Source organism: Corynebacterium lemuris, assembly GCF_024919295.1.
GTDB classification, from domain to species: Bacteria; Actinomycetota; Actinomycetes; order Mycobacteriales; family Mycobacteriaceae; genus Corynebacterium; species Corynebacterium lemuris.
The window spans coordinates 534294-553300 of sequence record NZ_JANWTC010000001.1; the positions used below are offsets into that span (position 1 = coordinate 534294).

The window sequence follows — 19007 nt, forward strand, 5'->3', positions numbered from 1 at the left end:
GGCAGCGTCAGGCGGCCAGCGGGATGACCCCGATGAGGACGCCGACTGCCAGCATGGCCAGGGAGACGGGGGTGGCGCGCCAGAGCACCTTCCTGTGATGGTCCCCCAGGTTGACCTTGGCCAGGGAAACCAGCAGCAGGATCGCCGGAACCAACGGGGACTGCATGTGGACTGGTTGTCCGGTGATGGAGGCCCGGGCCATCTCCACCGGTTCGATGCCGAAGTGGGTGGCACTCTCCGCCAGCACCGGCAGGATGCCGAAGTAGAAGGCGTCGTTGGACATGAAGAAGGTCATGGGGATGGAGATCACGCCTGTGATCACAGCCAGGTAGGGGCCCATGGAGTTCGGGATGACCTGGGTGATCCAGGCAGCCATCGCCTCGACCATGCCGGTGCCGTCGAAGACACCGACCAGCACACCGGCGGCCAGCACCATGGAGACAACGCCGACGATCGAGGATGAGTGGGCCAGGAGCTCATTGGCCTGGTCCTTCACGTCAGGGAAGTTCACGGCCAGTGCCAGGCCGGTACCGACCATGAAGACGAAGGCCAGGGGGAAGATGTCGGCGACCAGCAGGACCATGACCACCACGGTCAGGGCGAGATTGAACCAGATCAACTGCGGACGCAGGCTGGCGCGGTGCGGATCCAGCATGGTGTCGGTGATTCCTGAATCAGTGGTGGAGTTGAGGGAGACATGCTCCAGTTCTGCAGCCCCGGCCGCGCGGTCGTCGAGAAGAACCCCGCCACCGGTGGGCATGGGCGCCTCAGAGTTACCCCGCTGGTCCCGCCCCGTGCGCGGGCCAGTGCCACCGGATCCCACACTGGCACCACCGTCGCCGCCGTAGCGGGAGGTGTCCAGGACACCACCGAGGCGACGACGCTCGGCCAGACCCAGGAACCAGGCGAAGATGAAGATGAGCGCAACACCAACGATCAGGGAGGGGATCATGGGCACGAAGACGGCGGAGGGGTCGACTCCCAGGGCGGTGGCGGCACGCACCGTCGGTCCACCCCACGGAAGGATGTTCATGGTGCCGTTGATCAGGCCGGCGACCACCGTCAGCACGACCGGGCTCATGCCCAGGCGCAGGTAGATCGGCAGCATCGCGGAGGTCGTGATGATGAAGGTGGTGGAACCGTCACCGTCGAGTGAGACCACCCCGGCCAATACTGCGGTGCCGAGCACCACCTTCGCCGGGTCGTTGCCCAGGGTGCGGGTGATCGCCCGGATCAGCGGGTCGAAGAGCCCGACGTTGATCATGATGCCGAAATACATGATGGCGAACATGAGCAGTGCGGCAGTGGACGCCATGTTCCCGATGGCGTCGAGAACCATGTCACCGATGCCGAGACCAGCGCCGGCCAGGAGGCCGAAGACGGTGGGGACCAGGATCAGGGCGACCATCGGGGTGGAACGGCCGACCATGATCAGTCCCATGAAGGTGAGGATCATGGCAAACCCCAGGGCGACGAGAATGCCGTCGGAGGGGGTGTGGCTCAGTGTGTATTCTGCGGCGAGCAGCACATCTGTGGGCGGGTACATCCGGACTCCTGAGTTTTCTTCTTGAGATGAGTGTTCTGGAATGCGGGAGTCAGCGTAGGGTGATGTTCATCACGGGTGAAGTCTTGAGTGCATTGCCCCACATACTGTGCATTAACGCCTTTCTGCGCATTTAGCGCAGATACTTGTCGGAATGAATAACCCATGTTGGAATGGGGTTTCCGGGGCGATTCTCCCGGCGGTTCGGTCTCATCTCCTGCGAGGCCACGGAAGGAAGGCGGGACCCGGACATGCGCTTCACCACCAGGGTGCTCCTGCTGCAACTGTCCACCGTCGTGGCCGTGGTCCTCGTGAGTACCGCCGTTTTCATTGTGCTGGCCGTCGAACAGCTCAAGCAGGAGGCCGAGACCTCAGCCCTCTCGATCGCCCGCACCGTGGCCGCAGCCCCCGTCGTCCGTTCCGAGGTGGCGCTGGAAACCAGCCGGCAGATCAATCCCTCCGCCGGGGAACTCGCCACAGGCCCCCTCCAGTCCTATGCGCTCGACGTCACTGGGCGAACGAACGCACTGTTCATCGTCATCACTGACGGGGAAGGGATCCGCATGGCGCACCCCGACCCCGGGAGACTCGACCGCAAGGTGAGCACCAGCTTCGAGGAGGCTCTCCGGGGTGAGGAGGTCATCGCCTGGGAACGTGGCACACTGGGGGACTCGGTGCGGGCCAAGGTGCCGGTCTTCGCGCCGGACAGCCGGGAACCGGTCGGGGAGGTCAGCGTCGGCTTCGCCCGCGCCGGGGTCCTCGACGACCTGCCGGGGCTATTGTTCGGCGTCGGCGCCGCCGCTGCACTTGCGCTGCTGATCGGCACCGGCGCGACACTGGTGCTGCGCCACCGCTGGGAGGAGCTGACCCTCGGCATTCAGCCGGAGGAGCTGGTCACCCTGGTGCAGAACCAGGCGGCGGTGCTCGACGGGGTGGGTGACGGGGTCATCGCCCTCGGCACTGAGGGTGTCATCCAGGTCTCCAATAATGCCGCAGAGGAGATGTTCGGTCTGCAGGGCCTGGAGGGCATGTCCCTTCAGGAACTGGGTTTGCCGACGGACGTCATTGCCTCGCTGGAGGCAGGGGAGGAGCGTGACGGGATCGTGGTCGGGGACCGGGTGCTCTACCTCGACTCCCGCCAGGTGGACCGTGCCGGCCAGCGACTCGGTTCGGTGATCGTCGTCCGCGACCGCACCGACATGATGGAGCTGAGCGAAAGGCTGGACTCGGTGCGCGCCATGACCTCCGCACTGCGGGTGCAACGCCATGAGTTCGCCAACCGGATGCATGTGGCCGCCGGCCTGGTCGAGGCGGAGCGGGGGACGGAGGCCGCTGAATTTCTGCGCACCATGCGCGACCGCGGGCCGGTCGATTACCCGCTCGCCGGTGCGGACCTGCTCACTGAACCTTTCCTGCAGTCCTTCCTGGGGGCGAAGTCCATGGAGGCCGCCGAGCGTGGGGTGCAGCTGCAGCTCCGCGATGAATCCCTGGTCCTGGGTGAGGTCGGAGGCGTGGAGGGGACCGAGGACATCGCCACCGTGCTGGGCAACCTGGTGGATAATGCGGTCACGGCTGCCCTGGCGGGGCCCGCACCCCGGCTGGTGGAGGTCACCCTCCTGGATGACGGTCCGGAGCTGGTGCTGGTGGTCGCCGATTCGGGTCCGGGTATCACCCCCGGTACCCTTGGCCCGATGCCCGCCGCCGGGGAGTCCGGTCCTGACCGGATCCACGGTCACGGTATCGGGCTGGCATTGTCCCGGGATCTGCTGCGTCGGCGGGGCGGGGATCTCTGGGTCATTGATCCCGGCGGCGGGGAAAGTGGCCGGGGCGCGGTTTTCGGCGCCAGGCTTCCGGGTGTGATGTTTCCCGGTGACGATCTTCGAGAGGATGAGGAATAATGACTCAGGCCTGGTCAGTACTGGTGGTGGACGATGATTTCCGGGTCGCGGGTATTCATGCCGAGATCGTGGAGGCCGCGCCGGGTTTCCGGGTGCAGGGATCGGTGCGTACCGTCGCCGGGGCTCGTGCGGCACTGGCCACGAATCTGCCGGATCTGATGCTCGTCGATGTCTACCTGCCGGACGGCGACGGCATTGAGCTGGTCCGCAGCGTCGGGGTGGACGCCTTCATCATCAGTGCGGCTGATGAGGCGGGCACCGTCCGCCGCGCCCTGCACGCCGGGGCACTGGATTATCTGGTCAAGCCCTTTCCGCGGCAGGCCCTCAGCGACCGGCTGGACCGGTACGCCCGCTTCCGGCACGTCCTGTCGGGCAGACGTGGTCTGCGGCAGGAGAGGATCGACCAGGCGTTGTCCATCCTGCACGGGCAGTCCACCGGCACCGTGGTTGCCCGTTCCGCCACGGAGCAGCTGCTTCTCGACGCCCTGGGGGAGGCTGAACTCTCTGCGGCGGAGGCCGCCGAGATCACCGGGGTCTCCCGCGCCACCGCGCAGCGTCGTCTGGCGGCGATGGCCGCCCAGGGGGTGGTGCAGGTACGTCTGCGCTACGGCTCCTCGGGGCGGCCCGAACATCTGTATTCGAAGTTGGGCTAGCGGCGCAGGATCTTCCGCGAGAGCCAGTTGCCCAGCAGCTGGGCGATCTGCACCATGATCACGATGACGATGACGGCCGCGTAGGTGACCTCCAGATCGTAGGCGCGGTAGCCGTAGACGATGGCGAAGTCACCGATGCCGCCACCGCCGATGTAGCCGGCCATGGCGGACATGTCCACCACGGCGATGAAGATGAACGTGTAACCCAGCACCAGCGGGCCCAGGGCCTCCGGCACGATGACGGTGGTGATGATCCGCCACGGCCCGGCACCCATGGCCCGGGCTGCCTCGATGACACCGGGGTCGATGGCCACGAGGTTCTGTTCAACGATGCGGGCCACCGCGAAGGTGGCGGCGATGCACATGATGAAGATCGCCGCCGACCGTCCGATGGTGGTGCCCACGACGCTGAGGGTCAGGGGCGCGAACATCGCGATCATGATGATGAAGGGGATGGGGCGGATGAAGTTGACCAGCAGGTTGAGTACCCAGTAGACGGGTTTGGACTGGAGGACGCTGCCCGCCCGGGTGGTGTAGAGCAGGATGCCGACCACCAGACCGGCGAGCCCGCCGAGCACCATCGTCAGGGAGACCATGACCAGGGTGTCGACGATGGCGTCGAGGAAGGTGGGGCCGAGACGGTTCCAGTCGGCGGCGAGAATGGTGTGCGTCATCGCGTGATCTCCTGGATGTCGGTGGTGCGTTCCAACGCGGTGCGGAAGCGTTCGATGGCCACGTCCGGTCCGTTGAGGCGGACGGTCATCTTGCCGAAGGACTGGCGCTGCAGGGTGGTCACGCCGCCGTGGACGATGCTGATGCGCAGGCCGTCCTCCCGGGCGGCGGCGGCGGCGGGGAAGAAACCGGAGTCCTCGGTCAGGTTGATGGTGAACAGGCGGCCGTCGTAGGCGAGGAGATCCTCGGCCTCGACGAGATCGGGGGTGTTGCGCAGGGAGGAGGAGACGAATCGCTTCGCCACGTTCGTGCGCGGGGCGGAGAAGACCTCGTAGACGCTGCCGTACTCGACCACCTTGCCGGCCTCCATGACGGCGACCTTGTCGGCGATGCTGCGCACCACGTCCATCTCGTGGGTGATCACCACGATGGTGATGCCCAGTTCGCGGTTGATCTCCCGGAGGAGGTCAAGCACGTCCTGGGTGGTCTCCGGGTCCAGCGCCGAGGTGGCCTCGTCGGCGAGCAGGAGACGGGGGTTGGTGGCCAGGGCCCGGGCGATGCCCACGCGCTGTTTCTGACCGCCGGAGAGCTGCTCGGGGTAGTTCCGGCCCTTGTCGCCGAGGCCGACGAAGTCGAGGAGCTCCGCCACCCGTTTCTTCCGTTCTGCCTTGGCCATCCCCGTCAGCTGCAACGGGTACTCGATGTTGCCGGCGGCGGTGCGGGAGTGGAAGAGGTTGAACTGCTGGAAGATCATGCCGATGCCGCGGCGGAGGCCGCGCAGCTTTGATTCGGGGAGGCCGACGACGTCGGTGCCGTCGAGAAGCAGCTGGCCGGAGGTGGTGGTGTCCAGCCCGTTGATGAGGCGGACGAGGGTGGACTTGCCGGCGCCGGAATAACCGATGACGCCGAGGATCTCCCCGGGTTCGACGGTCAGGGTGACGCCGTCGACGGCTCGGGTCTCGGTCTTCTTCTGGTTGGTGAAGACCTTGGTCACGTCGCGGAATTCGATGCGGGTGCCGGTGCGCGGCCGGATGGGTGGTGCGGAGACTGGTTCGGACACGGGTGATCAGGACCGTTCTGGGAGGGGGTGTGTACGGCTGAATGCTAAACCCCGCCGCGGGAGGGCGGCGGGGTGGGGCATGGGTACGGCGTTACTGCTCGCCGGACTCGCGCAGGCGGTCCATGATCGCCTCGAGGTCCGCACGCGGGCGGTCGACCTTGACGGCGGTGTTGCCGGAGGACTGCAGGACGGCGTCGGTGACGGCTTGGTCCTTCCACAGCTCGGTCAGGCGGATGATGGTCTCATCCTCGGCACGCTCCGGGGTGGTCACCCACACGTTGATGTACGGCTCGGCCTCCTCATTGGCCGGGTCGTCCTGGAAGATCGCGTCAAGCGGGTCGATGCCGGCGCGCTCGAGGAAGGAGTTGTTGATCACGGCCGGGCGACCCTCGTGGAAGACTGCGGTGGTCTGGGCGGCGTCGACGGGGATGACATCGACCTCGGAGGCGCCGGTGTCGATGTCGGCCGGGGTCGGGTTGAGCAGACCCTCGGTGCGCAGGGTGACCAGGCCGGTCTGGACGAGGACGTTGATGGCGCGGCCCTGGTTGGTCGCGTCGTTCGGGATGGCGACCTCCTCGCCTTCGATGCCGTCGAGGGAGTCGTGGCCCTGCCAGAACAGCGCCAGCGGGTAGATCTCGGTGGAGGCGATCGGCACCAGGTCAGCATCGGCGCCGGTGTTGTAGTTGTTCAGGAACAGCAGGTGCTGGAACTTGTTCACGTCGATCTGGCCCTGCACGAGCGCATCGTTCGGGGTGTTGTAGTCCGAGAACGGCACGATCTCGATGTCGATGCCCTCCTCCTCGGCGAGATCGGCGAAGACGTTCCACTCGTTGAGGTTCGCGTCGGTGGTGCCGATGCGGATGGTCTCAGCGGCGGTGCCGTCGGCGGTCTCGGAATCGGAGGCGCAGGCGACGAGGCCCACGGCGGCGAGGGCCGAGGCGGCCGCGCCGGCGAAGATACGACGGAAGCTCATGGCTGGTCAGGTTCCTTCCAGTTCATTGGTCAGTTGATTGTGAAGCTAGCACTGTATGTACCGCTCTGTCTAGTAGATGGTGGGGATCGCCGGGGTGCGGGTGGGGGACAGGGAGCAGATGCTCTGTGCGTACCCCGCGATCATGCCCTCTGAGGAGGTGTGCCACCTCGAGAAACTCGATTGCGCCAGACGGCCCAGTCTACGTGCCCCGGCCGACTACACCGAGATGAGTTGGTTGGCGGAGCTGATGCAGGAGCGGGCGCGGTGTCGATACGTGAACCGCCCCGCGCGGCACCCCGCCGTCGGGGGTCACGGGATCTCCGTCAGAAGCGGTCCCGGAACATCTCGATCGCCATGAGGATGACGGCGGCAATGACCGTGGTGGCCAGCCACACCCCGAGGAAGAAGAGGATGTCCGGCAGACCCAGTGGCCATTCGCGGGTGATCAGGGTGGAGATGAACGCGATGATCACCGCGATGGTGGCGCCGGTGGGCAGCTTGGCAATGAGGTACTCGAGGCCGGACATGCCCTCCAGCCTATCCCTCCCTCCTCAGGTGTTGCCGCCACTGCGTGACCAGCAGGACCAGGGTGAAGAACAGACCGTAGAAGACGGACATGGCGGCGGAGGTGGCCGCGTCCAGCCGGTAGGCCAGCTGGAAACCGGCCAGGGCGCCGCCCACCGCGATCGCCAGGGTCCAGGCCAGCATGCGCGGGAGGCGGTCGGTGAGCAGGGCCGCGGTGGCTGCCGGGGTGACCATGAGCGCGATGACCAGGATTGCACCGGCGGCGTGGAAGGCGGCCGTCACTGTCACGGAGACCAGGAACATCAGCACCAGGTTCAGCCGGCGGGTGCGGATGCCCAGCAGCTGCGCGAACTCCGGGTCGAAGGTGGCGGCCGCGAGCCGGTGCCAGGTGAAGGCGAGGAAAACAGCGTTGAGGGCGAACACCGCCAGCATGAGCCACATGTGGGTGGGGCCGAGGTCGCGGTCGCCGAGGATGAGGTGGTCGAAGGAGGCCAGATTCAGGTCACCGACGAGCACCACATGGGTGTCCAGGTGCACGTTGGCGAAGTGCCCGCTGACCATGATCACCCCGACCGCGAACAGGGCGGGGAAGATCAGCCCCTGTGGGGCGTCGCCGGCGAGCAGTCCTGTGCGGGCCAGCCACTCGGAACCCAGCGCGACGAGCAGGCCGGCCAGTGCGGCCCCGAGGATGAGCCAGGGTGAACGCAGGTCGGAGGTCAGGGCGTAGCCGATGACGATGCCGGGGAAGACGGCGTGGCTGATGCCGTCGACGAGCATGGAGTTGCGCCGCAGCACCACGAAGACCCCGGGCAGGGCACATGCCAGGGCGGTGGCCACGGCCAGCAGGGCCGCGCCGAGAGCGAAGCTCATCTACACCGCCACCTTCCGCCGGTGGAGCAGGCCCCGTTCCGGGGCGGCCACCAGGGAGATCAGGAAGATCAGGAAGAGGGTCACCACGATCACCGGCCCGGTGGGCAGGGGCCCGAAGGCGATCGACAGGTAGGTTCCGGCAGCGGAGCCGAGCCCACCCAGCATCCCGGAGAGGGCCACCATGCCGGGCAGGGTGCGTGTCCATTGCCGGGCGGCGGCGGGTGGGGTGACCACGAAGGCGACCATGAGCACCAGTCCGATGGCCCGGATGCCGATGACGGTGGCCACCGCGATGGCGGTGTACATGGCGGCGTCGATGACCCGGTTGTCCAGGCCGAGTACGGCCGCATGCTCCCGGTCGAAGGTGCTCAGGGCGAACTCCTTCCACAGCAGCACCATCACTGCCAGGGCGAGACCTCCCGTGACCAGGGATGCAGTGAGGTCTGCACGGGTGATGGTGGAGGCGTTGCCGAAGAGGTGGTCCTGGATCCCGCCTTTGTCGGGGAAGGGGTTGTTCTGGATGTGCTGCATGATCAGCATGCCCAGTCCGAAGAAGGAGGACAGGACCACTGCCATGGCGGTGTCGGTCCGTATCCGGGGGACCCGGGCCACCGCGTTGGTCAGCAGCACCGCGAGGGTGCCGGTGGCGGCAGCGCCGATGATCAGGCCCCACATGCCGCGGCCGGGCAGCCCGAGCGTGGTGAGGGTGAGGAAGGCCAGGAGGATGCCGGGCAGTGCCGAATGCGAGATGACGTCACTGATCAGGGACTGGCGGCGCAGGTAGGCGAAGGCGCCGAGCGCGCCGGCGACCATCCCGATGACGGTGGTGCCCCAGAACGCCATGGTGAAGGTGTGGTCGCTGAAGAAGTCCACCGGGGTCACGGCGTGGTCCCTTCGTAGGCGCTGCGGATGAGGTCCCCGGTGAAGTGCGTATCGACGTCCCCGGTCCCCACCACCGTGCCCCGGCTGAGGAGGGTGACCTGGTCGCAGTACTCCGGCACGGTGGCCAGGTCGTGGTGGACGAGCACGATCGTCGCGCCCTCCGCGCGCAGCTGGTGCAGGACCTCGACGATGGCCTGCTGGCTGAAGGCGTCCACCCCCTGGAAAGGCTCGTCCATGAAGTACAGGTCAGGCTCCTGGGCCAGCGTGCGGGCGAGGAAGACCCGCTGGCGCTGGCCGCCGGATAGCTGCCCGATCTGCCGGTCGGCCAGGTCGGTGATGCCGGTCTGGGCCATCGCCCCTGCGGCCTGTGCCCGTTGCTTCTTCCCGGGCCAACGCAGCCAGCCGAGTCGCCCGTAGGTGCCCATGAGCACCACGTCGCGTACGGTGACGGGGAAATCCCAGTCCACGCTGGTGTGCTGGGGCATGTAGCCGACCCGGTGGCGCACCTTGTCGAGGGGGTGTCCGAAGAATCGGGTGTGCCCGCCCCGGGTGGGCACCAGCCCGAGCATCGTCTTGATCAGGGTGGATTTTCCTGAACCATTGGGGCCGACCACCCCCATGACCACTCCCTGCGGGACTGTGAGGTTCACACCGCGCAGGACCGGCCGGGAACGGTAGGCGGCGGAGAGTTCCACGGCTTCGATGGCGGGCATCAGCGGACCAGCGCTTCCGCGACGACGGTGGCGTTGTGTTCGAAGACACCGAGGTGGGTGTCCACCGGGGCGGTGGGGCCCAGGGAATCGGCGAAGAGTTCCTCCGTGGACACGGTTACGGTCCAACCACGGGCCTCGACCGCCTCCCGCAGCGAGGTGACGGCCTGCGGGTTGGCCTGGTTGTCCTGGAAGATCACCGGTACCTCGTGTTCCACGATGTAGTCGGCCAGCTCCGACAGCTCGGTGGCCGACAGTGCGGCCTCGGTGGAGATGAAGTCCGTGGCGCGGACCTCCAGGTCGTAGGTGCGGCCGAAGTAGCCGAAGGCGTCGTGTCCGGTGACCAGGATGCGGGGTTCGGGGATCTCCGCCAGGAGGGCGGTGGTCCAGGCGTCGAGTTCACTGAACTCCGCGCGGTAGCCAGCGGCGTTGGCGAGGTAGTCCGCGGCGTGGTCGGGGGAGAGCTCGGCGAGCCGCTCGGCGATGTGGTCGATGACCTTTCCCCAGGCGGCGGGGCTGTTCCAGATGTGCGGGTCATGCAGGGGACGGCCCGCGTGGTCGGTCTCCGGCAGCGGAAGGAGCAGCTCCTCCGGCAGGAGGTCGCCGACCGCGAGCTGGCGTTCGCCGAGACTCTCCAGCTGATCGATCATCTGGGCCTCCAGGTGCAGCCCGTTCCACAGGACCAGATCCGCGGAACGCATGGTCTCGATGTCGCGGGTGGAGGGCTGGTAGGTGTGCGGGTCGCCGCCAGGGCCGACCATGGTGGTCACCTCCGCATCCGGAGCGATGGTGGCCACGGCGTCGGCCAGGTAGCCGGTGGTGGCGTAGACGGTCAAGGGGCCGTCGCCGGCCCCGGCGGTGGTTTCACTGACAGCACAGCCGCTGAGCAGCAGGAGGCCCAGGGGGAGTGGCAGAAGTCTCCGGACAAAGGACATGAATTATCTCCTGAAGATTAAAGTTCAATGACTTGAAGATACAGGGATAGTAGGTCTGAACAGTAGCGTCCGCAAGGCGCGGCCCCTGCGGTACCCTGGGGCGCATGCACGTCAGTGAGCTGCCCGACCGGTCCCAGGATTATCTGAAGGCCATCTGGAACATCGCCGAATATTCCCGCGAACCCGCCCAGCTGGGGGAACTCGCGGCCCGTGTCGGGCAGAAGACGACCACCGCAGCAGAGGCCATCCGCCGCCTCTCAGCCAAGGGGCTGGTGGAGAGCGAGCCCTACCGCGGGGTCACTCTCACGGAGCAGGGGAATGAGCTGGCGGTGGCCATGGTCCGCAGGCACCGCCTCCTGGAGACCTTCCTCGTGCAGGTCCTCGGCTACACCTGGGACGAGGTACACGACGACGCGGAACTGCTCGAACACTCCGTCTCCGACCGGTTCATGGAGCGTATCGACGCCCACCTCGGCCACCCCGAGCGCGATCCCCACGGCGATCCCATCCCCGACGCCCGGGGTCGGGTCGGGGTGGTCGGCTGGGTCGGACTCGACACCGTGGGAGCGGGGGAGACCGTCACCGTGGAGCAGACCGAGGACCGGGACCCCCAGCTGCTGCGTTACCTCGCCGAGCATGGTCTCGTCCCGGGCACCAGGCTCACGGTCCTGGGTCCCCCGCTGGCGGGCATCGTGAAGGTGCGCGCCGGGGACGGCCGGGAGGTGATGCTCGCGGAGAGCTCGCTCGGGGCGATCCGGGTACGTCCGGACTCTGGCTAGGCTGGGTTGTGTGAACCCTGTCTCCCCCAAGCTCATCACTGCCCGCTATCTGGGACGGCTGCCCTGGATCGTGGTCGCGCTCGTCGTCTTCGCTGTCCTGGGGGTGGTGTTCAGCGCCTGGTTCCACCTCGGCACCGCTGCCGCACTGGCTCTCCTGCTGTGGCAGATGTGGCTGATTCCGGCGCAGGTGAAGCTGCTGGGCTGGCAGGAGACGGAGGATGAACTCCTGATCACCAAGGGGCGGTTGTGGCACACGTTCACCGTCGTCCCCTACGGACGTATCCAGTACGTCGATGTCACCGCCGGCCCCTTCGAACGTTGGCTGGGGATGAAGACCCTGCAGCTTCACACGGCCTCCGCGACCTCGGACGCGGTCGTCCAGGGATTGCCGGCGGAGACCGCCGATGCTCTCCGTGGCCGTCTCGCCGCCCGGGCCCGGGAGAGGATGAGCGGGCTGTGAACGGCGAAGACTACCGCCGCGTCCACCCGCTGACCCCGCTGCTGCGCTTCTGGACGCTCATCCTCGCCCTCATCGCGGTGCTGATCGTCAACCTCGACATGGCCGCCATCGGGGCGACCATCGCCTGGTTGGGGAGCGGCAGCATCCTGCCCATCCTCCTGGGGATCGCCGTCTTCCTCGCGGCCTGCGGACTGGTCTGGCTGATCTCCCGCATCTGGTGGCGGGCGACCGGTTACCGGCTCACCGACGAGGAGGTCTCCCTGAAACGCGGCGTGCTGAACACCCAGCTGCGCACCGCCCGCTACGACCGGATCCAGGCCGTCGACGTTGTGGAATCAGTCATCGCACGCATCTTCCGTCTTGCCGCCGTCCGGGTGGAGACCGCCGGCGGCGGTGAGTCCGTCATCGAGATCGCCTACCTCCCCCGGGAGGTGGCCGAGCAGCTGCGGACGGAGGTCCTCGGGCGTTCCCGCGGGACCGCCCCAGCAGAGGAGGCAGCCCCGGAACCTGCCCGCCGGGTGGTGGTGCCGCAGATCCCCATCACCCGTTCCCTCGCGGGGGCGGCCCTGCAGGGCCTGTCCATCAGCGCGGTGCTGGTCATCCTCGGCCTGATGCTCACCCCTCTGACCTGGGCCGCGGCGGTGCCCATCGCCATCGGTATCGTGCCGGTGATCTGGAACCAGATCGACAGCAGCTGGCAGTTCACCGCCCATCTGGCCGATGACACTCTCCATCTCTCCTACGGACTGGCGGACCGGCGCAGGCAGTCGATCCCGCTGCGCCGAATCCACGGGGTGAAGGCCCACCAGCCGATCCTGTGGCGGATCCCCGGCTGGTGGTACGTCCAGGTCTCCGTCGCCGGCTACGGCGCGGAGGGCAGGAAAGGCACCGGCACCACCCGGGTGCTGCCCGTCGGTTCCCGCGAGCAGGCGATGCAGCTGCTGGAGTTGGTCGGCCCGCTCGACGCGGTCACCATCGAGGCCGCCGCCCGCCCGGAGGGGGCGACCACCCCGACCTTCACCTCCCCGCCGGCGGCGAAGTGGGTCTCCCCGGTGGACCTGCACCAGCAGGCGGTGACCCTGCTTGATGACGCCGTCGTGGTCCACCGCGGCCGCCTCGCCCGCCGGGTCAAGATCATCCACCCCGCACACATCCAGGAGATCTCCCTGACGCGCGGCCCCCTGCAGCAGCTCTTCGGCCTGTGCACCGTGCGTTTCGATCTCGTGCCCGGCCCGGTGACGATGGCCGGGGAGGATCTCAGCCCCGGGAATGGACGGGCACTCCTCGACGCCCTGCGCGGGCGGGAACTCCGGCTCTAGCTCACAGACCCAGGGCGGTGATCAGCGGCGGGGAGGCGACGAGCCCGATCTGGATGACGACGAGCACCGAGAAGATGCTGAGCAGGGCTTTATCGCCCGGACCCGAGGCCTTGATGCTGAGGAAACCGGGCAGCCGCAGCTTCCACCAGCGCCGCCCGCGCAGGGGCAGCACGGGGGCGAAGGCCGGGATGCCGGCCTTGGTGGCCATGTCACCCAGCAGGTGGGTGGCCACACCGACCGTCACCGCCGAGCCCATCACCAGCCCCAGGGAGGCGGCGGGGATGAAGGCCCACGCCCCGTAGGCCAGCGCTGCCGCAGCGCCGGTGACCACGATCCAGTCATGCTTCTTCGACCACTCCGGCAACAGGCCACGGATGGCCAGACTGAGCAGGAAGAACAGCAGCCCGATGACCGCGGTTTTCTCGTAGGCACCGATCAGCGCCGTGGCCCCCGCTCCGGCCGCCAGAGCGAACCACACCGTATGCGTCAGGGTGCGGTGGCCGTTGTTGCAGCGTGGATCCCTGCGCCCGCGGGTCAGGTTGACCACACCTTGCGAGAAATTCTCCACCCCGCGCGAGATGACCTGTGACAGGGGGCCGAAGGAGCGGGCGACCGTTGCCTGCGGGGAGTCCAGATCCGGAAGCAGGGCAGCTCCGGCGGCCAGCCCCGCATAGACGAAGGTCTCCTGCACGGTGGTGACCCCACCCCACTCGGCGGGCAGCATCTGTGCGACTGCCAGTCCCACGGCAGCACCGCTCATCGCGTGGGTCGGTCCCATCACCACTGTCCATCACTCCCTCAATGTCCGTATGTCGACATCGACAATACGACACAGGTTCGAACGACTGTTCGCGGGGTGAGTTTAGGGGCGGGTGGTACCGGGGGAACGGTCCTGCACCTTGAAGTTGAAGCGGATGTCCTTGGGCATGACGTGGATTGCGGTGAAGTCCGGGAGACCGACGACCTGGTGCACCTCATCTGCGGGGATGATGAAGGTGTCCCCGGCGTGCAGTTCATGGGACACCTCCCCGAAGGTGATGGTGCAGGCGCCCTTGAGGATGACCAGTGCAGATTCGTGTGAGGCTGTGTGTGGTGGGAATCCGGCGCCGTCGGCGCCTTCCATCCGCTTGGTGCTGAGGACGGTGCCGTCCCTGAGTGAAGTGGTCTTCCTCATCAACTGCTCCTCTGTTGACCGCTGTCCGGTCACTTCAACTGTACCGGGGGATCCAGCCGGTATTTCTCAGCCGTTTTTATACTCCGCCCGGAAACCCCAGCTGACGCCATGCCTCGTAGGTGGCCACGGCCGCCGAGTTGGAGAGGTTCATTGAGCGGCGCCCCGGGATCATGGGGATGCGCACCTCGTGCTCGATGCGCGGGTGTGCCAGATGCTCCTCGGGGATACCGGTCGGTTCGGTGCCGAAGAGCAGCGCGTCACCCTCCCGCCAGGCCACCTGCGTGTGCCAGATGGGGGCGCGGGTGGTGAAGGCGAAGATGCGGGAGCCCCGGAGCGTCGAGAAGCAGGCATCAAGGTCCGGATGGACGGTGACGTCGGCGAGATCGTGGTAGTCCAGCCCCGCGCGGCGCAGATGCTTCTCGCTGAGGTCGAAACCCAGGGGCTCCACGAGGTGGAGATGTGCGCCGGTACCGGCACACATGCGGATGGCGTTGCCCGTGTTCGGCGGGATCACCGGATTATCGAAGATGACGTGCAGTCTGGACATTCCCAAGAGTCTAGGATGAGGGGTGTGACTGCGATCAAACTTGACGGACAGCTCTACCGAGACGAGATCTTCGAGGACCTGGCGGAGCGGACCGCCGCCCTCCGCGAGAAGGGCATCGTGCCCGGCCTCGCCACCGTGCTGGTGGGTGATGACCCGGCCTCCCACTCCTACGTGAAGATGAAACACCGCGACTGCGAGCAGATCGGCGTCAACTCCATCCGGAAGGACCTGCCGGCCGACATCTCCCAGGAGGAGCTGCTGGCCGTCATCGAGGAGCTGAACAACGACCCGGCCTGCACCGGCTACATCGTCCAGCTCCCGCTGCCGAAACACCTCGACGAGAACGCCGTGCTTGCCGCGATCGACCCGGAGAAGGACGCCGATGGCCTGCACCCGGTCAACCTGGGCAAGCTCGTGCTCAACGATCCTGCCCCGCTGCCGTGCACCCCGAACGGCGCGATCCACCTGCTCCGCCGCTTCGGTGTGGAGCTCAACGGCGCGAAGGTCGTCGTCATCGGCCGTGGCGTGACCGTCGGCCGCCCGATCGGCCTCATGCTCACCCGCCGTTCCGAGAACTCCACCGTCACCCTCTGCCATACGGGCACGAAGGACCTGGCCGCCGAGACCCGTGCCGCCGACGTCATCGTCGCCGCCGCGGGTGTTCCCCACATGCTCACCGCCGACATGATCAAGCCCGGCGCCGCGGTGCTCGATGTGGGCGTCTCGCGTCTTGACGGCAAGCTGGCCGGCGACGTCCACCCCGATGTCTGGGAGGTTGCGGGCCATGTCTCCCCGAACCCGGGTGGCGTCGGTCCGCTGACCCGCGCCTTCCTGGTGCGCAACGTCGTCGAGAGGGCGGAACTGCTCGCAGGTGAGTAATCCGCTGGACAACCCCCACGACCTGGAGGAACCGCCTTCCCGCCTGCCCCGCTGGGCGCAGTGGACGGGCATGGCGGTTTTCCTGCTCGGTGGGGTGGTGGCCAGTGGTTTCGCCGTCACCGAGCACTGGCGGCGGGCGACCTTCATGCTGGGGGCGTCCCTGTTGTGGCTGGCCGTGGTCCGGCTGACCTGTGATTCGCGCATCGTGGGGGTGTTCGCGGTCCGGTCGAAGCGTTTCGACGCCCTGTTCTGCCTGATCATCGGCGGGCTCATGGCCTTCCTCTCCGCCTCTGTCGACGCCCTCGGATCATGAGGCACCTCCCCGCGGTGGTGCTCGGGGCCGGCCTGCTGCTCACCGGGGTGGCCGCCGTCTTCCCGGAGGATTCCGGCTGGCTCTTCTTCGGGGGCATCACCGTGACGGTCATCGGGCTGGTGGCGGTGCTGCTCCTGCGGGCGCGCCGGGATGTCGGGGCCCCGGAGCCCGGGATGGGGGATGTGGCGCTGGCCGTGCTCGCAGTGGCGGGGATGGTCTTCACGGTAACCGGTGCGGATGAACCCGTCATCTTCTTCCCGCCGCCCTTCCTGCTGACCTGGTTCGGGGGCGGATGGCTGCTCTACCGGCTGAGCCTCCTGGCCCGGCGGTAGAGACGCCGAACGCGGCACAGGACCTGTCATCCCGTGCCGCGCTGGGTTCTGGAGGTGGTGACTCCTAGAGGTTGATGCCCAGGCCGAGGTCGAGGCCCAGGCCACCGCCACCGTTGGTGTCGTCGGTGTCGTTGCTGGAGGTGGCCAGGGAGGCGTTGGCGTCAGCAGCGACCTGGGAGGAGGGGCCCTGGACCTCAGTGTTGGCCTCGGCGCCGGCGCCGGCCTCACCGGTGGGGTTGAAGCCCTGGGTGAAGAAGTCCGCAGCGGTCTGCAGGGCGATGTTGAAGTTCTGGCCGAGGGCGCCGAAGTCGACGAATGCGTTCTGGTAGAGGTCGATGTCCATGTGAAATCTCCTTAGCGTGCACCAGCGGTCAGCTGGTGAAGTCTGTTGTCTGGCGACACCCGCTCGGGGTGGCGTGGTCTCCATGATGGCCATGATCCCGGGATGACGCCACGGGGTTCCGCCCGTGGGTGCGGGTTGGGGAACCGCAGGTGGTTGTACTTTTCCTGATAATCTGCTGAATCTTTCCGGGCCTCGACCGCTGTCACCTGCGAGGACGTCTGGCGCTTCCGTCGGCGGGGGTGAGGGCGACGTAACGAGGTGTGCACCGGAGCCGATGAAAGGCTTTTCCGGCCGGAAGATTTTTCTCAATTACCCCTTTTCGGGGTTGGATTATCAGCTGTTTGTGTCTGGCTGGACCGGGGCTGGGTCACCGTCGGATCACGGGCGGGGGTGCTTTCCGGGGAAAGTTAACTCCTCCCGGTGCCCGCTGCGGGCCGTGCGGGCGCCGCCCAGACGTGCCGGTGGATTGCCGGGCAGCGGGGGGTCGGCGGGGGTGGGGTGCAAAATTTAACTAAGGTAAGCCTGGCCTTGTTGGAAGGGGTTGGGTAGGTTGAAACGCAGTCCGCTCAGAACCGACCCCCCACAGGAACGAGGAGAAGACAGATGGCAACATGCGACACCTCAGAAGGGGCCCTGGCGGACGGTTCGCCGCGGACTCACGCCTACTCCGCCCTGGAACCCGGCGGGGCAGAGCTGGCTATTCAGTTCTGGTCCGGGGATCCGGCAGGGGAGGGGGTGGAATTCTCCACTCCGTGAAGATGCTCTTGATGCCGCCCAGTGGCCAGGTCAGGTCCGGGCAGCGACCCCGCTGTGCATGAGAACCGGTCATCTTGACGGCACGTCCAATGGGATGGGCGCCGCCGTCACGGGAACTTCAGCCCTCGCTCCAGGGCTGAACCCCGGATACGCAGCAGGGGGACAATGGGAAACAGGTCAGGCGCGGGACAGGATCACCGATCCTGTCCCGCGCCTTCCCTTCTGCCTGCGTGGTCGGCGCCCCTAGATCGAGTAGCCCCCGTGGCCCTCGCCCGCGGCCACCTCGGCGGTCGACAAATCGAGGAATCGGCGCAGGATGCGGTCCATCTGCCGGAACTCGGTGAGGAAGGCGTCATGTCCCACGGGGGAGACGATCTTCGCCATGCCCAACAGATTGCCGACGTTGCGGGACAGGTGCTCCTGCTGGTGGTAAGGGTAGAGGATATCGGTGTCCACCCCCACGATCATCGTGGGCACCTGCGTGGAGGCGAGTGCCTTGTTCAGGCCACCCCGGCCACGTCCGATGTCGTGGCGGTTAAGCGAATCGGTGAGGGTGACGTAGCTGCCGGCGTCGAAACGCTCGACGAGCTTGAACCCCTGGTGGTCGAGGTAGCTCTCCACGGCGAAACGCTGCCCAGGGGAGCGGTGGGGGCCCAGGGGATTCTCACCGGTCTGCGGAGTGGTTCCGAACCGCTCATCCATCTCCTGCTCGCCCCGGTAGGTCAGGTGGGCGATACGGCGCGCGGCCGCCAACCCCGCGTCCGGGGTGCGACCGGTGCCGTGGAAGTCCCCGCCCTGCCAGTCGGGATCGCGCTCGATGGCGCTGATCTGCGCGGCCTGGATGCCGATCTGCCATGCGCTGGCGCGGGCCGAGACCGCTATGACGCACGCGGAGGCGACCTCCCCCGGGTGCATCAGCGTCCACTCGAGTGCCCTCGCCCCGCCCATTGACCCGCCGAGGACGGCGTGGAGGCGGGTGACGCCCAGGGCGTGCAGGAACTGGCGTTCCACGGAGACCTGGTCACGGATGGAGATCGCCGGGAAACGGGAACCCCATACCTCGCCGTCGGGGTGTTCCGAGGACGGCCCGGTGGAGCCCTTGCACCCGCCGATGACGTTGGTGCAGATGACGCACCAGCGGTCGGTGTCGAGTGCCTTACCGGGGCCGAGGAGGTCACACCACCAGTCGGCGACGTCGGTGTCACCGGTCAGGGCGTGCTGGACGAGCAGAATGTTGTTGTGCCCGTCAGGCTCGCCTCTGAATTCACCCCAACGCTGGTAGGCGATGGTGACATCAGGGATCATCACGCCGGCTTCGGTGGTGAAGTCACCGATGCGCAGTGGGGTGAGTGTCCCTTCAGGGGCGAGTTGAACCATGGGTTAC

Annotated in this window: 23 protein-coding genes; 9 read left to right on the plus strand and 14 right to left on the minus strand. The window is 67.2% G+C overall.

From position 1 onward, the window contains the following. Positions 1-7 precede the first annotated feature (7 nt). Complete coding sequence (gene citH / locus NYP18_RS02690) at positions 8-1546, minus strand: citrate transporter CitH (protein WP_259426566.1); 1539 nt, start codon at positions 1544-1546, stop codon at positions 8-10. A gap of 248 nt (positions 1547-1794) precedes the next feature. On the opposite strand from citH, the gene NYP18_RS02695 reads away from it, so the two are divergent. Both NYP18_RS02695 and NYP18_RS02700 read left to right on the plus strand, forming a co-directional pair. Further along, positions 1795-3441 (plus strand): sensor histidine kinase, encoded by a 1647-nt coding sequence (locus tag NYP18_RS02695; RefSeq protein ID WP_259426567.1) that lies wholly within the window; start codon positions 1795-1797, stop codon positions 3439-3441. Beyond that, the gene (locus tag NYP18_RS02700) at positions 3441-4094 is read left to right on the plus strand and encodes a response regulator (RefSeq protein ID WP_259426568.1); all 654 of its coding nucleotides are present in this window, start codon (positions 3441-3443) and stop codon (positions 4092-4094) included. The genes NYP18_RS02695 and NYP18_RS02700 overlap by 1 nt, the downstream gene beginning before the upstream one ends. Here NYP18_RS02700 and NYP18_RS02705 read toward each other — a convergent pair. The 8 genes from NYP18_RS02705 to NYP18_RS02740 form a co-directional block, all read right to left on the minus strand. Then, positions 4091-4768: a methionine ABC transporter permease gene (locus NYP18_RS02705; protein WP_259426569.1), complete on the minus strand. Its 678-nt coding sequence runs from the start codon at positions 4766-4768 to the stop codon at positions 4091-4093. The genes NYP18_RS02700 and NYP18_RS02705 overlap by 4 nt on opposite strands. After that, positions 4765-5826, minus strand: coding sequence for a methionine ABC transporter ATP-binding protein (locus NYP18_RS02710; RefSeq protein ID WP_259426570.1), 1062 nt, complete (start codon positions 5824-5826; stop codon positions 4765-4767). Before NYP18_RS02710 ends, NYP18_RS02705 begins: the two co-directional genes overlap by 4 nt. Positions 5827-5917: 91 nt before the next feature. After that, entirely contained in the window at positions 5918-6799 is an 882-nt protein-coding gene (locus NYP18_RS02715) for a MetQ/NlpA family ABC transporter substrate-binding protein (protein ID WP_259426574.1), read from the minus strand. A 323-nt stretch (positions 6800-7122) separates the two neighbouring features. Beyond that, on the minus strand, positions 7123-7326 hold the full coding sequence (locus tag NYP18_RS02720) for a hypothetical protein (protein ID WP_259426575.1): 204 nt from the start codon (positions 7324-7326) through the stop codon (positions 7123-7125). 10 nt (positions 7327-7336) lie between these two features. Further along, positions 7337-8194 carry a metal ABC transporter permease gene (locus NYP18_RS02725; RefSeq protein ID WP_259426576.1) on the minus strand — a complete coding sequence of 286 codons (858 nt, stop codon included), beginning with the start codon at positions 8192-8194 and terminating at the stop codon, positions 7337-7339. Then, positions 8195-9076, minus strand: coding sequence for a metal ABC transporter permease (locus NYP18_RS02730; RefSeq protein WP_259426577.1), 882 nt, complete (start codon positions 9074-9076; stop codon positions 8195-8197). It abuts the gene before it with no gap. Further along, positions 9073-9789 carry a metal ABC transporter ATP-binding protein gene (locus NYP18_RS02735; RefSeq protein WP_259426579.1) on the minus strand — a complete coding sequence of 239 codons (717 nt, stop codon included), beginning with the start codon at positions 9787-9789 and terminating at the stop codon, positions 9073-9075. Before NYP18_RS02735 ends, NYP18_RS02730 begins: the two co-directional genes overlap by 4 nt. After that, entirely contained in the window at positions 9789-10721 is a 933-nt protein-coding gene (locus NYP18_RS02740; RefSeq protein ID WP_259426583.1) for a metal ABC transporter substrate-binding protein, read from the minus strand. The genes NYP18_RS02735 and NYP18_RS02740 overlap by 1 nt, the downstream gene beginning before the upstream one ends. Positions 10722-10825: 104 nt before the next feature. On the opposite strand from NYP18_RS02740, the gene NYP18_RS02745 reads away from it, so the two are divergent. From NYP18_RS02745 to NYP18_RS02755, 3 genes are read left to right on the plus strand one after another with little or no spacing between them, the layout of a single operon-like run. Further along, entirely contained in the window at positions 10826-11500 is a 675-nt protein-coding gene (locus tag NYP18_RS02745) for a metal-dependent transcriptional regulator (RefSeq protein WP_259426584.1), read from the plus strand. Between the two features lie 10 nt (positions 11501-11510). Continuing rightward, entirely contained in the window at positions 11511-11960 is a 450-nt protein-coding gene (locus NYP18_RS02750; RefSeq protein WP_259426589.1) for a PH domain-containing protein, read from the plus strand. After that, positions 11957-13279 (plus strand): PH domain-containing protein, encoded by a 1323-nt coding sequence (locus NYP18_RS02755; protein WP_259426592.1) that lies wholly within the window; start codon positions 11957-11959, stop codon positions 13277-13279. The genes NYP18_RS02750 and NYP18_RS02755 overlap by 4 nt, the downstream gene beginning before the upstream one ends. Before the next feature lies 1 nt (position 13280). Here the strand turns inward: NYP18_RS02755 and NYP18_RS02760 are convergent, their stop codons facing one another. From NYP18_RS02760 to NYP18_RS02770, 3 genes are all read right to left on the minus strand, one after another. Then, positions 13281-14057, minus strand: coding sequence for a metal-dependent hydrolase (locus tag NYP18_RS02760; protein ID WP_259426594.1), 777 nt, complete (start codon positions 14055-14057; stop codon positions 13281-13283). Between the two features lie 84 nt (positions 14058-14141). Then, on the minus strand, positions 14142-14453 hold the full coding sequence (locus NYP18_RS02765) for a cupin domain-containing protein (protein WP_259426595.1): 312 nt from the start codon (positions 14451-14453) through the stop codon (positions 14142-14144). A gap of 76 nt (positions 14454-14529) precedes the next feature. Next, positions 14530-15000, minus strand: coding sequence for a tRNA (cytidine(34)-2'-O)-methyltransferase (locus tag NYP18_RS02770; RefSeq protein ID WP_259426598.1), 471 nt, complete (start codon positions 14998-15000; stop codon positions 14530-14532). 24 nt (positions 15001-15024) lie between these two features. Between NYP18_RS02770 and NYP18_RS02775 the strand changes: the two genes are divergently transcribed. Genes NYP18_RS02775 through NYP18_RS02785 form a run of 3 tightly spaced genes read left to right on the plus strand, consistent with a single transcriptional unit; the run spans position 15025 to position 16524 of the window. Next, on the plus strand, positions 15025-15879 hold the full coding sequence (locus tag NYP18_RS02775) for a bifunctional methylenetetrahydrofolate dehydrogenase/methenyltetrahydrofolate cyclohydrolase (protein ID WP_259426599.1): 855 nt from the start codon (positions 15025-15027) through the stop codon (positions 15877-15879). Then, on the plus strand, positions 15872-16192 hold the full coding sequence (locus NYP18_RS02780; RefSeq protein WP_439648040.1) for a DUF3017 domain-containing protein: 321 nt from the start codon (positions 15872-15874) through the stop codon (positions 16190-16192). Before NYP18_RS02775 ends, NYP18_RS02780 begins: the two co-directional genes overlap by 8 nt. Further along, positions 16189-16524: a hypothetical protein gene (locus tag NYP18_RS02785; protein WP_259426600.1), complete on the plus strand. Its 336-nt coding sequence runs from the start codon at positions 16189-16191 to the stop codon at positions 16522-16524. Before NYP18_RS02780 ends, NYP18_RS02785 begins: the two co-directional genes overlap by 4 nt. Before the next feature lie 64 nt (positions 16525-16588). Here the strand turns inward: NYP18_RS02785 and NYP18_RS02790 are convergent, their stop codons facing one another. Then, entirely contained in the window at positions 16589-16867 is a 279-nt protein-coding gene (locus NYP18_RS02790; protein ID WP_259426602.1) for a hypothetical protein, read from the minus strand. 603 nt (positions 16868-17470) lie between these two features. Between NYP18_RS02790 and NYP18_RS02795 the strand changes: the two genes are divergently transcribed. Continuing rightward, the gene (locus NYP18_RS02795; RefSeq protein ID WP_259426603.1) at positions 17471-17623 is read left to right on the plus strand and encodes a hypothetical protein; all 153 of its coding nucleotides are present in this window, start codon (positions 17471-17473) and stop codon (positions 17621-17623) included. 243 nt (positions 17624-17866) lie between these two features. On the opposite strand, the gene metX is transcribed toward NYP18_RS02795, so the two are convergent. Then, a complete protein-coding gene (gene metX / locus NYP18_RS02800; RefSeq protein ID WP_259426605.1) occupies positions 17867-19000 on the minus strand; it encodes a homoserine O-acetyltransferase MetX in 1134 nt (377 codons plus the stop codon). Positions 19001-19007: the final 7 nt, after the last annotated feature.

Coding starts and splice junctions, on each gene's coding strand:
- citH (WP_259426566.1), bottom strand. CDS start 1,546: ATGTACCCGCCCACAGATGTGCTGCTCGCCGCAGAATACACACTGAGC.
- NYP18_RS02695 (WP_259426567.1), top strand. CDS start 1,795: ATGCGCTTCACCACCAGGGTGCTCCTGCTGCAACTGTCCACCGTCGTG.
- NYP18_RS02700 (WP_259426568.1), top strand. CDS start 3,441: ATGACTCAGGCCTGGTCAGTACTGGTGGTGGACGATGATTTCCGGGTC.
- NYP18_RS02705 (WP_259426569.1), bottom strand. CDS start 4,768: ATGACGCACACCATTCTCGCCGCCGACTGGAACCGTCTCGGCCCCACC.
- NYP18_RS02715 (WP_259426574.1), bottom strand. CDS start 6,799: ATGAGCTTCCGTCGTATCTTCGCCGGCGCGGCCGCCTCGGCCCTCGCC.
- NYP18_RS02720 (WP_259426575.1), bottom strand. CDS start 7,326: ATGTCCGGCCTCGAGTACCTCATTGCCAAGCTGCCCACCGGCGCCACC.
- NYP18_RS02725 (WP_259426576.1), bottom strand. CDS start 8,194: ATGAGCTTCGCTCTCGGCGCGGCCCTGCTGGCCGTGGCCACCGCCCTG.
- NYP18_RS02735 (WP_259426579.1), bottom strand. CDS start 9,789: ATGCCCGCCATCGAAGCCGTGGAACTCTCCGCCGCCTACCGTTCCCGG.
- NYP18_RS02740 (WP_259426583.1), bottom strand. CDS start 10,721: ATGTCCTTTGTCCGGAGACTTCTGCCACTCCCCCTGGGCCTCCTGCTG.
- NYP18_RS02745 (WP_259426584.1), top strand. CDS start 10,826: ATGCACGTCAGTGAGCTGCCCGACCGGTCCCAGGATTATCTGAAGGCC.
- NYP18_RS02760 (WP_259426594.1), bottom strand. CDS start 14,057: ATGGGACCGACCCACGCGATGAGCGGTGCTGCCGTGGGACTGGCAGTC.
- NYP18_RS02765 (WP_259426595.1), bottom strand. CDS start 14,453: ATGAGGAAGACCACTTCACTCAGGGACGGCACCGTCCTCAGCACCAAG.
- NYP18_RS02770 (WP_259426598.1), bottom strand. CDS start 15,000: ATGTCCAGACTGCACGTCATCTTCGATAATCCGGTGATCCCGCCGAAC.
- NYP18_RS02785 (WP_259426600.1), top strand. CDS start 16,189: ATGAGGCACCTCCCCGCGGTGGTGCTCGGGGCCGGCCTGCTGCTCACC.
- NYP18_RS02790 (WP_259426602.1), bottom strand. CDS start 16,867: ATGGACATCGACCTCTACCAGAACGCATTCGTCGACTTCGGCGCCCTC.
- NYP18_RS02795 (WP_259426603.1), top strand. CDS start 17,471: ATGGCAACATGCGACACCTCAGAAGGGGCCCTGGCGGACGGTTCGCCG.
- metX (WP_259426605.1), bottom strand. CDS start 19,000: ATGGTTCAACTCGCCCCTGAAGGGACACTCACCCCACTGCGCATCGGT.